Source organism: Bartonella sp. AA9NXGY (assembly GCF_042196845.1).
Taxonomy (GTDB): domain Bacteria; phylum Pseudomonadota; class Alphaproteobacteria; order Rhizobiales; family Rhizobiaceae; genus Bartonella.
The window spans coordinates 1-14,565 of the sequence record NZ_JBHIRB010000003.1 but is presented as its reverse complement, the minus strand read 5'-3'; the positions used below and the strand labels follow the sequence as shown (position 1 = coordinate 14,565).

The 14,565-nt window shown below is 41.6% G+C and carries 27 protein-coding genes and 1 pseudogene; all 28 read right to left on the bottom strand.

Annotated elements, in window-relative coordinates:
- Positions 1–125: 125 nt before the first annotated feature.
- Entirely contained in the window at positions 126–554 is a 429-nt protein-coding gene (gene rplQ / locus ACFIM6_RS02320; RefSeq protein WP_273791421.1) for a 50S ribosomal protein L17, read from the bottom strand.
- A gap of 24 nt (positions 555–578) precedes the next feature.
- Positions 579–1,592, bottom strand: coding sequence for a DNA-directed RNA polymerase subunit alpha (locus ACFIM6_RS02315; protein ID WP_375611485.1), 1,014 nt, complete (start codon positions 1,590–1,592; stop codon positions 579–581).
- A gap of 94 nt (positions 1,593–1,686) precedes the next feature.
- On the bottom strand, positions 1,687–2,076 hold the full coding sequence (gene rpsK / locus ACFIM6_RS02310; RefSeq protein ID WP_007347762.1) for a 30S ribosomal protein S11: 390 nt from the start codon (positions 2,074–2,076) through the stop codon (positions 1,687–1,689).
- A gap of 114 nt (positions 2,077–2,190) precedes the next feature.
- Entirely contained in the window at positions 2,191–2,559 is a 369-nt protein-coding gene (gene rpsM, locus ACFIM6_RS02305; RefSeq protein ID WP_026500557.1) for a 30S ribosomal protein S13, read from the bottom strand.
- Positions 2,560–2,739: 180 nt separating this feature from the next.
- Positions 2,740–3,318 carry an adenylate kinase gene (locus ACFIM6_RS02300; protein ID WP_375611484.1) on the bottom strand — a complete coding sequence of 193 codons (579 nt, stop codon included), beginning with the start codon at positions 3,316–3,318 and terminating at the stop codon, positions 2,740–2,742.
- Positions 3,315–4,661: a preprotein translocase subunit SecY gene (gene secY / locus ACFIM6_RS02295; RefSeq protein ID WP_375611483.1), complete on the bottom strand. Its 1,347-nt coding sequence runs from the start codon at positions 4,659–4,661 to the stop codon at positions 3,315–3,317. Before secY ends, ACFIM6_RS02300 begins: the two co-directional genes overlap by 4 nt.
- A 161-nt stretch (positions 4,662–4,822) precedes the next feature.
- Positions 4,823–5,290, bottom strand: coding sequence for a 50S ribosomal protein L15 (gene rplO, locus ACFIM6_RS02290; RefSeq protein ID WP_375611482.1), 468 nt, complete (start codon positions 5,288–5,290; stop codon positions 4,823–4,825).
- Between the two features lie 20 nt (positions 5,291–5,310).
- Positions 5,311–5,517, bottom strand: coding sequence for a 50S ribosomal protein L30 (gene rpmD / locus ACFIM6_RS02285; protein ID WP_375611481.1), 207 nt, complete (start codon positions 5,515–5,517; stop codon positions 5,311–5,313).
- 31 nt (positions 5,518–5,548) lie between these two features.
- Positions 5,549–6,097: a 30S ribosomal protein S5 gene (rpsE, locus tag ACFIM6_RS02280; protein WP_015856574.1), complete on the bottom strand. Its 549-nt coding sequence runs from the start codon at positions 6,095–6,097 to the stop codon at positions 5,549–5,551.
- Positions 6,098–6,208: 111 nt separating this feature from the next.
- Positions 6,209–6,571: a 50S ribosomal protein L18 gene (gene rplR / locus ACFIM6_RS02275; protein ID WP_375611480.1), complete on the bottom strand. Its 363-nt coding sequence runs from the start codon at positions 6,569–6,571 to the stop codon at positions 6,209–6,211.
- A 12-nt stretch (positions 6,572–6,583) separates the two neighbouring features.
- Positions 6,584–7,117, bottom strand: a complete 534-nt coding sequence (rplF, locus tag ACFIM6_RS02270; protein ID WP_375611479.1) for a 50S ribosomal protein L6 — start codon at positions 7,115–7,117, stop codon at positions 6,584–6,586.
- A 39-nt stretch (positions 7,118–7,156) separates the two neighbouring features.
- On the bottom strand, positions 7,157–7,555 hold the full coding sequence (gene rpsH / locus ACFIM6_RS02265; protein ID WP_375611478.1) for a 30S ribosomal protein S8: 399 nt from the start codon (positions 7,553–7,555) through the stop codon (positions 7,157–7,159).
- Between the two features lie 14 nt (positions 7,556–7,569).
- Complete coding sequence (rpsN, locus tag ACFIM6_RS02260; protein WP_273791412.1) at positions 7,570–7,875, bottom strand: 30S ribosomal protein S14; 306 nt, start codon at positions 7,873–7,875, stop codon at positions 7,570–7,572.
- Between the two features lie 24 nt (positions 7,876–7,899).
- On the bottom strand, positions 7,900–8,457 hold the full coding sequence (rplE, locus tag ACFIM6_RS02255; protein ID WP_375611477.1) for a 50S ribosomal protein L5: 558 nt from the start codon (positions 8,455–8,457) through the stop codon (positions 7,900–7,902).
- Entirely contained in the window at positions 8,450–8,764 is a 315-nt protein-coding gene (gene rplX, locus ACFIM6_RS02250; RefSeq protein ID WP_375611476.1) for a 50S ribosomal protein L24, read from the bottom strand. Before rplX ends, rplE begins: the two co-directional genes overlap by 8 nt.
- A gap of 12 nt (positions 8,765–8,776) precedes the next feature.
- Positions 8,777–9,145 (bottom strand): 50S ribosomal protein L14, encoded by a 369-nt coding sequence (rplN, locus tag ACFIM6_RS02245; RefSeq protein ID WP_004855715.1) that lies wholly within the window; start codon positions 9,143–9,145, stop codon positions 8,777–8,779.
- A gap of 143 nt (positions 9,146–9,288) precedes the next feature.
- Positions 9,289–9,528 (bottom strand): 30S ribosomal protein S17, encoded by a 240-nt coding sequence (gene rpsQ, locus ACFIM6_RS02240; protein ID WP_012231991.1) that lies wholly within the window; start codon positions 9,526–9,528, stop codon positions 9,289–9,291.
- A gap of 11 nt (positions 9,529–9,539) precedes the next feature.
- Positions 9,540–9,740, bottom strand: a complete 201-nt coding sequence (gene rpmC / locus ACFIM6_RS02235) for a 50S ribosomal protein L29 (protein WP_375606714.1) — start codon at positions 9,738–9,740, stop codon at positions 9,540–9,542.
- Between the two features lie 12 nt (positions 9,741–9,752).
- On the bottom strand, positions 9,753–10,166 hold the full coding sequence (gene rplP, locus ACFIM6_RS02230) for a 50S ribosomal protein L16 (RefSeq protein WP_375611475.1): 414 nt from the start codon (positions 10,164–10,166) through the stop codon (positions 9,753–9,755).
- Between the two features lie 36 nt (positions 10,167–10,202).
- Positions 10,203–10,913: a 30S ribosomal protein S3 gene (gene rpsC / locus ACFIM6_RS02225; protein ID WP_273791408.1), complete on the bottom strand. Its 711-nt coding sequence runs from the start codon at positions 10,911–10,913 to the stop codon at positions 10,203–10,205.
- A complete protein-coding gene (rplV, locus tag ACFIM6_RS02220; protein WP_273791407.1) occupies positions 10,913–11,302 on the bottom strand; it encodes a 50S ribosomal protein L22 in 390 nt (129 codons plus the stop codon). The genes rpsC and rplV overlap by 1 nt, the downstream gene beginning before the upstream one ends.
- Before the next feature lie 2 nt (positions 11,303–11,304).
- Positions 11,305–11,583 carry a 30S ribosomal protein S19 gene (gene rpsS / locus ACFIM6_RS02215; protein ID WP_004855734.1) on the bottom strand — a complete coding sequence of 93 codons (279 nt, stop codon included), beginning with the start codon at positions 11,581–11,583 and terminating at the stop codon, positions 11,305–11,307.
- 15 nt (positions 11,584–11,598) lie between these two features.
- The gene (rplB, locus tag ACFIM6_RS02210; RefSeq protein WP_375611474.1) at positions 11,599–12,432 is read right to left on the bottom strand and encodes a 50S ribosomal protein L2; all 834 of its coding nucleotides are present in this window, start codon (positions 12,430–12,432) and stop codon (positions 11,599–11,601) included.
- A gap of 20 nt (positions 12,433–12,452) precedes the next feature.
- The gene (locus tag ACFIM6_RS02205; protein WP_375611473.1) at positions 12,453–12,746 is read right to left on the bottom strand and encodes a 50S ribosomal protein L23; all 294 of its coding nucleotides are present in this window, start codon (positions 12,744–12,746) and stop codon (positions 12,453–12,455) included.
- On the bottom strand, positions 12,743–13,363 hold the full coding sequence (rplD, locus tag ACFIM6_RS02200; RefSeq protein WP_375611472.1) for a 50S ribosomal protein L4: 621 nt from the start codon (positions 13,361–13,363) through the stop codon (positions 12,743–12,745). Before rplD ends, ACFIM6_RS02205 begins: the two co-directional genes overlap by 4 nt.
- 2 nt (positions 13,364–13,365) lie before the next feature.
- Entirely contained in the window at positions 13,366–14,103 is a 738-nt protein-coding gene (gene rplC / locus ACFIM6_RS02195) for a 50S ribosomal protein L3 (RefSeq protein ID WP_273791404.1), read from the bottom strand.
- A gap of 27 nt (positions 14,104–14,130) precedes the next feature.
- Positions 14,131–14,439, bottom strand: coding sequence for a 30S ribosomal protein S10 (gene rpsJ, locus ACFIM6_RS02190; protein WP_005773267.1), 309 nt, complete (start codon positions 14,437–14,439; stop codon positions 14,131–14,133).
- Between the two features lie 61 nt (positions 14,440–14,500).
- Positions 14,501–14,565: pseudogene (locus ACFIM6_RS02185) on the bottom strand (elongation factor Tu); the annotation flags it as partial.

Below are 14,565 nucleotides of genomic sequence, written 5' to 3'. Positions count from 1 at the left end.
AGATAATTCAATATTCTATAATTTTCTCTCTGCACCTATTTCTCAACTAAAACAAACTTAAAAATGCTCACAAAAAAACCGCCCAAGACAAGGCGGCCTTTAAAAATCCAACAGAATAAAAAACTCTACGAAGATGTTCCCTTTTCATTCTCAGAAGCTTCCATGCGAGCACGATCCCCAGCACCCTTCGCTTCAACATCACGATCAACAAATTCTATAACAGCCATGGGCGCATTATCACCGGTACGAAACCCCGCTTTCATAATACGCAAATACCCACCGTTGCGTGATGCATAACGTGGCGCAAGCGTATCAAATAATTTTGCAACCTTTCCTGCATCACGAAGTGCTGCAATAGCTTGCCGACGCGCATGCAAACCACCACGCTTACCAAGAGTAACGAGTTTTTCAACAATAGGACGAATTTCTTTAGCCTTTGGAAGCGTTGTCACAATCTGCTCATGCTCGATCAACGAAGTTGCCATATTTGCAAACATCGCTTTACGGTGACTGGCAGTACGGTTCAACTTGCGTCCTGACTTACTATGGCGCATAAGCCCTCTCCTTAAATTCTAATTTTAATATTGATCTTCATAACGTTTTGCAAGATCATCAATGTTTTCAGGCGGCCACGCAGGAATCTCCATCCCAAGATGTAAACCCATACACGCCAAAACTTCTTTAATCTCATTCAACGATTTGCGACCAAAATTCGGTGTCCGAAGCATTTCAGATTCTGTTTTTTGAATCAGATCACCAATATAAACAATATTATCGTTCTTAAGACAGTTTGCCGAACGAACTGAAAGTTCTAATTCATCCACTTTTTTGAGAAGTGCAGGATTAAAAGAAAGCTCAGAATCAGCCTCTTCAACAGGCTCCTTCTGTGGCTCTTCAAAGTTAATAAATAACGATAATTGATCCTGAAGAATGCGTGCTGCAAAAGCAACAGCATCCTCACCATTAACAGCACCGTTTGTTTCAATCGTGAGCGTTAATTTATCATAATCGAGAACTTGACCTTCGCGTGTATTTTCTACTTTATAAGATACCTTACGGATAGGTGAATAAAGACTATCAATTGGAATAAGCCCTATACGTGCATCATCAACACAATTACGATCAGATGGCACATACCCCTTTCCTGTGTTGACAATAAATTCCATACGAATTTCAGCTTCTTCATCAAGAGTACAAATAACATGATCTGGATTTAGAATTTCCATATCCCCAACTGTACTGATATCTCCCGCTTTCACGACACCAGGCCCCTCTTTATAAACGACGACACGTTTAGGCCCTTCTTCTTCCATACGAAGCGCAATTTCTTTTATATTCAGAATAATATCCGTAACATCCTCACGCACACCTGGAATCGATGAAAATTCGTGCAAAACACCGTCAATCTGCACAGCAGTAATAGCAGCACCACGAAGCGAAGATAACAAAACGCGACGAAGCGCATTTCCTAACGTTAAACCAAAACCACGCTCAAGAGGTTCAGCAATCACACTTATAATATTTGGATTATCATGTGCACATGATTCAACCTTATTGGGTTTAATAAGTTCCTGCCAGTTTTTCTGGATCATATTTTTATTCCCGTTCTTTAGTTCCGTTACCATTCAATCGTAACGACCAATGTGAACATCAGAGAAATCTCCGACAACAAAAAACAACACCCAATTAAACACGCCGCCTTTTCCGCGGACGACATCCATTATGAGGAATTGGTGTTACATCGCGAATAGAAGTAATGACAAAACCAACAGATTGCAATGCACGTAAAGCAGATTCACGCCCTGATCCAGGTCCACAAACTTCAACTTCCAAAGAACGCATACCATGCTCTTGCGCTTTTCTTGCACAATCCTCCGCAGCAACTTGAGCAGCAAAAGGTGTCGATTTACGCGCACCTTTAAACCCCTGAGCTCCCGCAGATGACCAAGCAATTGCATTACCCTGAGCATCAGTAATAGTAATCATTGTGTTATTAAATGTTGAATTAATATGCACAACACCCGATGAAATATTTTTACGTTCGCGACGACGAACACGTGTGGCTTCCTTGGCCATAATTTCCCTTTCAACGATCTCATCACTGCCGTAACATCAGCAGCTCCACCTTTTTTCCTTGTCAAAAAAATCAAACAAGAAAAAGAATATATAAAAAACCTTCCACAAAGGCCCTTATTTCTTCTTACCGGCGATTGCCTTAGCCGGACCTTTACGTGTACGGGCATTCGTATGTGTACGCTGTCCTCGGACAGGCAAAGACCGGCGATGACGCAATCCTCGATAACAACCAAGATCCATCAAACGCTTAACATTCATAGCAACCTCACGACGAAGATCACCTTCAACTTGATACCCCTGATCTATTGCCTCACGAATCTGCAGCACCTCAGCATCTGAAAGCTCATGCACACGACGCCCCAAAGGAATGCCAACTCTTTCAATAATTTCTTGAGCAAATTTTGGTCCAATCCCGTGGATATATTGAAGCGCAATAATTACACGCTTATTTGTCGGGATATTGACGCCAGCAATACGAGCCACGCCTACTCTCCTTAGTTATTTTGACAAATTGTTATAAAATACCTGATATACCTTACAGAAAAAAATAGACTCAGAAAAAAATTCTTCCGAATCCTATTATTTCACTAAAATAAATTAAATTCACTTCTGATAGATTTCATCTCAAAAGTCAACTCTTTTCATTTATTTCTAAAAAAAATCTCATGAAAAAAAACCTCTAATCATACGTGTCACTTCAGAAACACCAATCATTCCATCAATAACCTTCAACATTCCCCTCTCTGAATAAAATTTTGATAAGGGAGCTGTTTTTTCACGATATTCTACTAATCTTTTTGCAAAAGCAACAGGATTGTCATCTAAACGAACCTGTCCACCAGTCGCTATTGTTTCCTCAACGCGCTTCTTCATACGTTCAATCAACACGTCTTCATCAACACACAATTCAATAACAGCATTAAGCCGCATATTTTTTGAATCCAGTATCTGTTGCAACGCTTCTGCTTGCCCCACAGTTCGCGGATATCCATCCAAAACAAAACCGTTTACACAATCAGCTTCATCAATCCGATCTGATACGATTTGATTAACAATACTATCAGGTACCAAAGCACCAGAACTTATAATAGCTTTAGCTTTTTTACCAATCTCCGTTTCTTTGGCAATCACCTCACGCAACATATCCCCTGTTGATAAATGAGGAATGTTATATTCCTCAGTCAACATTTTTGCTTGCGTACCTTTTCCCGCTCCAGGAGGACCTAAAAGAATAACTCTCATCGATTCCTTCTACCTCCACGAAGTTTTGATTTTTTTATCAACCCTTCATATTGGTGGGCAACAAGATGCCCCTGAATTTGAGCAACCGTATCAAGTGTAACAGTAACAACAATCAACAAGGATGTTCCCCCAAGATAAAAAGGAACCTGTAATGCAGATATCATAAATTCAGGTAACAAACAAACCAAGATAATATAAATAGCGCCCACAACAGTAATACGCGTCAAAACGTAATCAATATATTCAGCTGTACGCTCACCTGGACGAATCCCTGGAATAAAACCAGAATGTTTTTTCAACTGATCTGCAGTATCACTTGGATTAAACACAATAGCTGTATAAAAAAAGCAAAAAAACGCCATTAAAAATGCATAAACAATCATATAAAGTGGCTGTCCATGACCAAGAGCATAAGAAATCTCCTGAACCCATTGTGGCATTTTATCAGAAAAATTATTAATAGTGGCAGGTAATAATAATAAAGATGAAGCAAAAATAGGTGGAATAACACCAGCAGTATTCAACTTTAAAGGAAGATGCGACATATCTCCTTGAAACATTTGATTACCGACCTGACGTTTCGGGTATTGGATAAGAATTCGCCGTTGCGCACGCTCTATAAAAACAATAAGCCCAATAACCAAAACAGCAATAAGAACGATTCCTATTAAAAGAAAAGTTGATAAATCAGCCTGACTATGAGCTGTCAAAAGCTGAGCAAAAGTAGAAGGAAAGTTGGCTACAATCCCTGTAAAAATGATAAGAGAAACCCCATTACCAATACCACGTGACGTAATTTGCTCGCCAAGCCACATAAGAAACATCGTTCCGCCAACAAGCGTAATAACAGAAGAAATACGAAACATAAGACCTGGTTCTAAAACAATTTGAAGCCCCGACCCTATACCGCTTTCAAGCGCAACCGCAATACCAAAAGCTTGTAGAATTGCCAATACGACTGTTACATAACGCGTATATTGATTGATAATCTTACGACCTAAATCCCCTTCTTTTTTAAGAGTTTCCAAAGAAGGAATAATAGATGTTAACAATTGCACAATAATAGATGCCGATATATAAGGCATGATACCCAGCGCAAAAATAGCCATACGCCCAACAGCACCTCCAGCAAACATATTAAAGAGTCCTAATACACCCGACGCGTGATGTTCAAATGTTTGCCGCAAAGCATCGATATTGATACCTGGAAGAGAGATGTAAGTGCCAAAACGATATACAAGAAGCGCCAACAGAGTAAACCAGATGCGTTTCTTTAATTCAGTTGCACGCGAAAAGGTGCCGAAATTTATATTGGAAGCAAATTGCTCTGCTGCTGATGCCATAAAACGTCTCCACTTTACACTCCAGTTCTTCAAATCACAGAAGTATAATCCTAAAATTCATATATGCATACACAAACAAATGCAGAACTTAAACAATTCTCCACAAAAGATCCCACAAAACAGATATTATTCTTCTTTAGGTCTCTATTCATATTAAAAAATTATCGAGCAATATCAGGAAGAATAACCTGACCACCCACTTTTTCAATCTTAACACGAGCAGCTTGTGAAGCACCAGAAACATGAAAGGTAATCTTAGCCTTCAAATCACCATCAGAAAGAAGACGAACCCCATCTTTTTCACGACGAATAATACCAGCCTCTTTCAAAGAAACCATATCAACAGGCTTTTCAATATTCAACTTACCTGCATCAACTGCCAACTGAATACGTCCTAGTGAAACTTCATTGTAGGTTTTAGTAAAGAAATTCCTAAATCCACGTTTTGGCAAACGACGATAGATGGGCATTTGCCCACCTTCAAAACCATTAAGGGAAACACCAGAACGTGACTTTTGCCCTTTTACACCACGACCGCCAGTCTTACCCGTACCGGAACCAATACCACGCCCAACACGCTTACGATTTTTTGTTGCGCCTTCGCAATCACGCAGTTCATTGAGTTTCATATCTAATACTCCCGCAACCCTTAACCTTCATCTATAACGCGAACAAGATGCCGAACCCGAGCAATCATACCCCGCACACAAAGTGTATCATCTAAAACGCGCCGACGACGCATTTTATTTAGTCCAAGCCCCTTTAAGGTTGCACGCTGAATCTGTGAGTTTCGAATAGGGCTTCCAATTTGTTCCACCGTCACAGTTTTACCACTCTGAGATTTTTTCTGAACCATTTCCTAATTCCTTTTCTGATAATCTCAGAAACTACCCTTCTAGGTCGACTAAATGGCGACGACGCGCCTGCAAAGTCGAATACTTTATACCACGTTGAGCAGCAATATCTCTAGGATGCATTTGATGTTTCAATGCATCAAATGTTGCACGAACCATGTTATAAGGATTCGACGATCCTAGTGATTTTGCAACGACATCCTGCATACCAAGAGCTTCAAAAATAGCACGCATTGGCCCCCCAGCAATAATACCAGTACCAGCAGAAGCCGAGCGTAGCAAAACACGCCCAGCTCCGTGACGACCTTCAAGATCATGATGCAATGTACGCCCAGACCGAAGTGGAACATAAATCATCCCACGTTTTGCAGATTCCGTTGCTTTACGAACGGCTTCTGGAACTTCACGGGCTTTACCATGTCCAAAACCCACACGGCCTTTTTGATCTCCAACGACAACAAGAGCAGCAAAACCAAAACGCCGACCACCCTTTACAACTTTAGCAACACGATTGATATGAACGAGCCTATCGACAAATTCATTATCGCGTTCTTCTCTCTCACCACGTTCTTTTTGTGCCATTCCTCATTCCTTTTTCTTTTCCGGAAGCACGATAACAAAGTCCCTCATCAAACTGGAAGAACTTAAACGAAATACTCTAAACTCTCCTTACTCATTCATAAATAAGAAATTTTAGAAACTCAAACCACCTTCACGAGCAGCTTCAGCTAAAGCTTTGACGCGACCATGGTACACATACGCTCCACGATCAAAAACCACCTCATTAACACCCGCTTTCTTCGCACGCTCAGCAATTAACTTACCAACAGCAAAGGCCGCCTTTTTATCAGCACCACTCTTTAACGATTTTTTCAAATCACTTTCAAGGGTAGAGGCTGAAACAAGTGTACATCCCCGCAAATCATCGATAACTTGAGCATAAATGTTCTGATTTGAACGATAAACACTAAGCCGAGGACGATCATGAGAAACCATTTTAATTCTACGACGAACGCGCCTTGCACGACGTTGGATAATGTCCTTAGATGAAACCATAATACAAAATCCTTATTTCTTTTTACCTTCTTTACGGAAGATACGTTCATCTGCATGCTTAACACCTTTACCTTTATAAGGCTCAGGCTTACGATACTCACGAATTTCCGCTGCAACTTGTCCAACTTGCTGTTTATCAATTCCAGAAACAACAATTTCCGTTGGCTTAGGAACAGTCACAGTAACACCCGACGGAACTTTATAAACCACATCATGCGAAAAGCCCAGAGATAGTTGAACATCTTTACCCTGCAAAGCAGCACGATAACCAACCCCATTAATCTCCAACCTCTTTTCAAAACCATCTTTCACACCACAAAAAATGTTCTCAATCATTGAGCGCGACATACCCCATTTAGAACGCGCATCTTTTGACTGATCCCGCGGCATAACTGATATGATATTCTCCTCAAGTTTGACTAAGACTTCATCATTGACGACGTAACTCAGCTCACCTTTTGGACCTTTTGCCTTAACCAGCTGTCCTTCAACAGTAGCAGCAACTCCAGAAGGAATTGAAATGGGTTTCTTTCCAATACGAGACATTGTTCTAACCTACTTTTTCTTCCGTTTTCTTGACATAACTTAGAAAACACGACAAAGGAGTTCTCCACCAACATTCTGTTCACGCGCCTCATGATCTGCCATGACGCCTTTAGGAGTCGATAAAATCGAAATACCAAGGCCATTTGCCACCTGAGGAAGTGACTTAGCAGAAACATACACACGACGCCCTGGCTTTGATACACGTGAAATCTCACGAATAGCAGCCAGCCCTTCAAAATACTTCAATTCGATTTCAATCTCCGCTTTCCCATCACCTAAATCAATTCGATTATATCCGCGAATATAACCCTCCGACTGAAGAACATCAAGAACGTGCGCACGAAGCTTCGAATCTGGAGTAACTACTTTACCTTTTTTACGACCAAGTGCATTACGAATACGTGTTAACATATCACCAAGAGGATCTGACATAGACATTAAATAATCTCCTCTTACCAACTAGACTTTACAATACCAGGAATATAGCCAATAGAGCCAAGCTCACGCAACGCAATTCGCGACATTTTTAATTTACGATAATAAGCCCGCGGACGACCTGAAACCTCACAGCGATTACGAATACGAACTTTCGAAGAATTACGCGGCAACTCTGCCAACTGAACAGAAGCTTTAAAACGTTCCTCAAGAGAAACCTTCTGATCCATAACTATTGCTTTCAAACGTGCACGACGGGCAGCATAGCGCTTTACCATCACCTCACGACGCTTATTTTTTTCAACGGCACTTACTTTGGCCATAATTTCACCTCACTACGTTTGCCGTTACGAACGAAAAGGAAAATTAAAAGCACGCAATAACTCACGAGCTTCATCATCCGTTTTTGCTGTCGTACAAACGATAATATCCATGCCCCAAATTTGATCAACTTTATCATAGTTGATTTCTGGAAACACAATGTGTTCTTTAATACCCATAGCAAAATTGCCACGACCATCAAAACTCTTTGGATTTAAACCACGAAAGTCACGAACCCGCGGAAGAGCAATCGTCACAAGACGATCTAAAAACTCAAACATACGATCTTTACGCAATGTAACTTTAGCCCCAAGAGGCATTCCTTCACGAACCTTAAAGGTCGCAATAGAATTACGCGCACGCGTAACAACAGCCTTCTGACCCGTTATTAGCCCTAAATCCTCAGCGGCAAGGGAAGGCTTCTTCGAATCAGCAGTTGCTTCACCTATCCCCATATTTATTACAACTTTATCAATCCGCGGAATTTGCATCGCATTTCTGTAATTAAACTTCTCTTGAAGCACTTTACGAATCACTTCAAAATAATGCGCTTTCATACGCGGTATTTGTCTTTCCTCAGCCATTAATCAACTCTCCCGAACGCTTGGCAAAACGAACTTTATTACCATCTGCATTCATACGAAAGCCTACACGTGTAGGCTTACCATCTTTAGGATCAGCAATCGCCAAATTAGACAGATGAATCGGAGCTTCTTTAGAAATAATTCCAGCTTCTTGCTTCTGCGTTTGACGTTGATGACGTTTAATCATATTAATCCCACGAACAAAAGCCTTATTCTCTTTTGGATTAACCTTAATTACTTCACCACTACATCCTTTATCCTTACCGGACAAAACAACAACTTTATCACCTTTTCGAATCTTTTGCATAACATTTACTCCTTACAGAACTTCAGGAGCAAGCGAGATGATCTTCATATGATTCCTACCACGCAATTCACGAGGAACAGGTCCAAAGATACGAGTACCGATCGGCTCTTTTTTGTTATCCACTAAAACCGCAGCATTACTATCAAAACGAATGACACTACCATCTGCGCGACGAATATCCTTAGCAGTACGAACCACAACAGCTTTCATAACATCACCTTTTTTAACACGGCCACGAGGAATTGCATCCTTAACCGAAACAACAATAATGTCACCGACCGAAGCATATTTCCGCTTTGAACCGCCTAACACTTTGATGCACATGACACGACGCGCTCCAGAATTATCAGCAACGTCGAGGTTTGTTTGCATCTGAATCATGACTGGCCACCTTCTCTTAACACATATATCCGATTGTATCTTTACACACTCGGATTTGCCTGCCAAATAACGATAAAGTTATCGTCTTCAAATTTATCAATGATAACCACACTGTTAAATTCTAAAACAATAAGCTTAACTCTTTACGCTACATTGTCTTTTACAACAATCCAACATTTATCTTTCGAAATTGGTCTAGATTCTTGAATAGAAACTTGATCCCCAATCTTGAATTGGTTGTTTTCGTCATGCGCTTTATAATTTTTAGACTGCCGAACAGTCTTCTTAAGAAGCGGATGAGAATAACGGCGTTCAACTTTGACAACAACAGTCTTATCACTTTTGTCGCTAATAACAACACCCTGCAAAACGCGTTTAGGCATCTCTTATTTCCTTAAACCTTACTTTCACTTATCTTTTGACGAAGAAAAGTTTTAATACGCGCAATATCACGACGAACTTGTCTAACGCGCGCAGTCTTTTCTAATTGACCTGTTGCTTTTTGAAAACGCAAATTAAATTGCTCTTTCTTTAACTTAGCCAATTCATCTTTCATTTGGTCGAGCGTTTGCGCCCGTAATTCTGTGGCTCTCATCGCTTAACCTCATTATTCAGCAATACGCTGGATGAAACGCGTTTTTATAGGCAACTTTGCAGCACCCAATCTTAGTGCTTCACGTGCAACATCCTCCGGAACTCCATCAAGCTCAAACATGACGCGCCCAGGAGCAACACGTGCAGCCCAATAATCAACACTTCCCTTACCTTTACCCATACGAACTTCAGTCGGTTTAGATGTAACCGGAAGATCTGGAAAAATGCGAATCCACACACGACCAGAACGCTTCATATAACGTGTAATCGCACGACGCGCCGCTTCAATTTGACGAGCAGTAACCCGCTCCGGCTCAACAGCCTTCAAACCGTAGGCACCGAAATTCAAATCCGTACCACCCTTCGCAAAACCGTGAATACGGCCTTTGAACTGTTTACGGAACTTTGTGCGCTTTGGCTGCAACATTGTTCTCTACTCCAAATTTTAGTTCAATCTCAAAAACTAAGCATTTTCGCGGCGACGATTCGATGAAGAACCAGATTGATCAGCTTCCGTAGCACGACGTTCTGAAGCCATCGGATCATGCTCAAGAATCTCACCCTTAAAGACCCAAACTTTAATACCACAAATACCATAAGCGGTCTTAGCTTCTGCTGTACCGTAATCAACATCAGAACGCAAGGTATGAAGTGGAACACGACCTTCACGATACCATTCCATACGAGCAATTTCAGCACCACCAAGACGGCCAGAACAATTGATACGAATACCTTCCGCACCAAGACGCATAGCAGACTGAACAGCACGCTTCATTGCACGACGAAAAGCAACACGACGCTCTAACTGTTGAGCAATTGATTGCGCAATAATTGTCGCATCAATCTCCGGTTTACGAATCTCCACAATATTCAATGAAGTTTCAGCATCCGTCATTTCTGATAGCTTACGACGAAGCTTTTCGATATCAGCACCCTTTTTACCAATAATCAAACCAGGACGTGCAGAATGAATTGTAATACGACACTTTTTATGAGGACGCTCAATAACAACCTTAGAAATAGCCGCCTGTTTAAGCTCCTCAAGCACATATGAACGAATTTTCAAATCTTCATGAAGAAGGCGCCCATATTCACCACTATCAGCATACCAACGAGAGTCCCAAGTCCGATTAACACCAAGACGAAGTCCTATTGGATTGATCTTCTGCCCCATTACGCGGCCTCCACTTTTTCGGTAACTTCACGAACAATAACAGTAAGATGCGAAAATGGACGTTCAATTCTACTAGCACGCCCTCGACCACGAACATGAAAGCGCTTCATCACTATCGACTTACCAACATAAGCTTCCGCCACAACAAGCGAATCAATATCAAGATCGTGGTTATTTTCTGCATTTGCAATTGCTGATTCAAGCGTTTTTTTCACAGTAGCAGCAATACGCTTGCGTGAAAACATCAAATCAGCGAGCGCTACATTAACTCTTTTACCACGAATCATTGCAGCAACTAAATTAAGCTTCTGCGGACTAACACGAATTGTCCGCGTGACAGCTCTTGCTTCATTATCTTTAAGCTGGCGCGAAACTTTAGCTTTTCCCATTCCTACTTCCTCTTCGCTTTCTTATCAGCACCATGACCATAATAAGTCCGGGTAGGAGCGAACTCACCAAACTTATGCCCAACCATCTCTTCAGAAACAGAAACAGGAATATGCTTATTACCGTTGTAAACACCAAAAGTTAAACCAACAAATTGCGGTAAAATAGTAGAGCGACGACTCCATATTTTTATAACTTCGTTGCGCCCACTTGCACGTACCTTCTCTGCTTTACCAAGAAGATAGCCGTCAACAAACGGACCTTTCCACACTGAACGAACCACCTCAGACTACCTTTCTCATTTCTTGCGTTGATGACGCGTACGCATAATAAATTTATCAGTGGCTTTATTGGAGCGCGTACGCTTACCTTTTGTAGGTTTACCCCAAGGAGAAACTGGATGGCGCCCCCCCGATGTACGACCTTCACCACCACCGTGTGGGTGATCAACGGGGTTCATAGCAACACCACGAACATGTGGACGTTTACCACGCCAACGTGACCGCCCCGCCTTACCATCATTAATATTCCCATGATCAGGATTTGAAACAGCGCCAACAGTTGCAAAACAGCTACTCGGAACCAAACGCTGCTCACCAGAATTTAAACGAAGAATAGCCATACCATGATCTCGTCCAACCAACTGCGCATAAGCACCTGCTGAACGTGCAATCTGTCCGCCTTTCCCTGGCTTCATCTCAACATTATGAATAATTGTACCTACAGGCATATTAGCAAGAGGCATAGCATTACCTGGTTTAACATCCACATTTAAACCAGCCATAACAGAATCACCAACACCAAGACGCTGTGGTGCAAGAATATAACTCAATTGCCCATCCTCATAGCGGATTAAAGCAATAAAAGCGGTACGATTAGGATCGTATTCTAAACGCTCAACCTTTGCTGAAACATCACGTTTAAGACGCTTAAAGTCGACAAACCGATAACTACGTTTATGTCCACCACCCTGAAAACGAGCAGTAACACGACCGCGATTATTACGCCCACCCTTTGAAGACAAACCCTCAGTTAACATCTTTACAGGTTTTCCCTTATAAAGACAAGAACGTTCCACAATAACAAGCTGACGCTGCCCAGGTGTCGTTGGATTAAATTGCTTAAGTGCCATTATTCCTATCTCCGAGCCTCTTAAAGACCTGTCGAAACGTCGATAGTCTGACCACTGGCCAGAGTTACGATCGCTTTTTTGACATCACTCTGCCGACCAACTATACCTTTGAAACGCTTCACTTTACCCTTACGGACTACCGTGTTAACTGCTTTAACTTTTACGCTAAAAAGCGCTTCAATAGCAGCCTTAATCTCAGGCTTCGTCGCTTTCGGCGCGACATTAAAAGCAACTTGATTATATTCAGAAATCATAGTCGCCTTTTCAGTAATAACTGGACTAATAATTATATCATAATGGCGAAGATCTGTCATTTAAAACGCTCCTCAAGAGCCTCAACAGCTGCTTTTGATAAAACAAGTTTGCTGCGACGCAAAATATCATAAACATTAATTCCCTGAATAGGCAAAATGTCAATATTAGGGATATTAGAGGCTGCACGAAAAAAGTTAATATCAATCTCTTTACCATCAATCAAGAGAGCGTTATTAAATCCAAGCTTAGAAAAATGAGAAACAAGCATTTTCGTTTTAGCATCCTTAACAGTCAACTCATCCACAATAATTAAATCTTTTGCTTTTAATTTTGCAGATAAAGCAAGACGTAACCCAAGAGCACGAATCTTTTTAGGAAGATCATGCGCATGGCTACGAACCACTGGTCCATGAGCCTTACCCCCACCCCTAAACTGCGGTGCACGTGCAGATGAATGTCGAGCACGCCCAGTTCCTTTCTGTTTAAACATTTTTGCCCCTGTTCGCGACACATCAGAACGACCTTGGGATTGATGACTTCCCTGCTGACGACGTGCAAGCTGCCAACGAACAACACGTTGCAAAATATCCTCACGCGGAACAAGATCAAAAATAGCTTTAGAAACCTTTAATTTGCCAGCTTCATTACCATCAAGAGTTTTAATTACAAGATCCATTATTAGGCTCCCTCAACCTCAGAGGTTTCCGTCACCGGAGTAACCATTTCCGCTTTCTCCTTCACAAGACGGCGAATACCAGCAGGCTTTGGAGCATTATCAGGAAGACGCTTCTTCACAGCATCCCGTATCAAAATCCAAGAACCTTTAGAACCAGAAACAGCACCACGCACTAAAATTAAACCACGCTCACTATCAGTGGAAATAACTTCAATATTCTGTGTTGTTACACGCACTTGCCCCATATGGCCAGCCATTTTTTTACCTTTAAAAACTTTACCAGGATCTTGGCACTGCCCTGTAGAACCATGAGCACGATGTGTAATCGAATTACCATGAGAAGCACGATGCCCACCAAAGTTATGTCGTTTCATAACACCAGCAAACCCCTTACCAATACTGGTACCAGTCACATCAACTCTTTGTCCTGGAACAAAATGTTCCACTGTAATCTCAGTACCAACATCAAGAAGATTGTCGGGACTCACACGAAACTCTGCTATTTTGGCTTTAGGCTCAACAGAAGCCTTAGCAAAATGTCCACGAAGAGCTTGTGAAGTATTCTTAACCTTAGCAAAGCCTACACCTAATTGAACAGCAGTATAACCATTCTTTTCAACTGTACGCTGAGCAACGACTTGACAATTCTCCAAACGAAGTACCGTCACCGGCACATGCTCACCAGCATCATTATAAATACGGGTCATGCCCAGCTTCTGTGCTATTACACCTGAACGCATCGGGTCTGTTCCTTCTGTCCTCAAACCTCAGAGCTTAATTTCTACATCCACACCAGCAGAAAGATCGAGCTTCATAAGCGCATCCACTGTTTGCGGCGTTGGATCAACAATGTCAAGAAGACGCTTATGTGTTCGCATCTCAAACTGCTCACGACTTTTCTTATCGATATGCGGTCCACGATTGACCGTAAACTTCTCAATCCGCGTTGGAAGCGGAATGGGACCACGGACATTTGCACCGGTACGTTTAGCAGTCGATACGATCTCACGCGTCGACGTATCAAGAATTCTATGATCAAACGCTTTCAAGCGAATGCGAATATTCTGACTGTTCATGCTCTTTATTTCCCTGTTATACAAAGTGCCTTCAATAATCAAAGCACTCAACAAGCATTATTTATTCAATGATCTTAGAGACGATACCGGCACCAACAGTACGACCACCTTCACGAATAGCAAAAC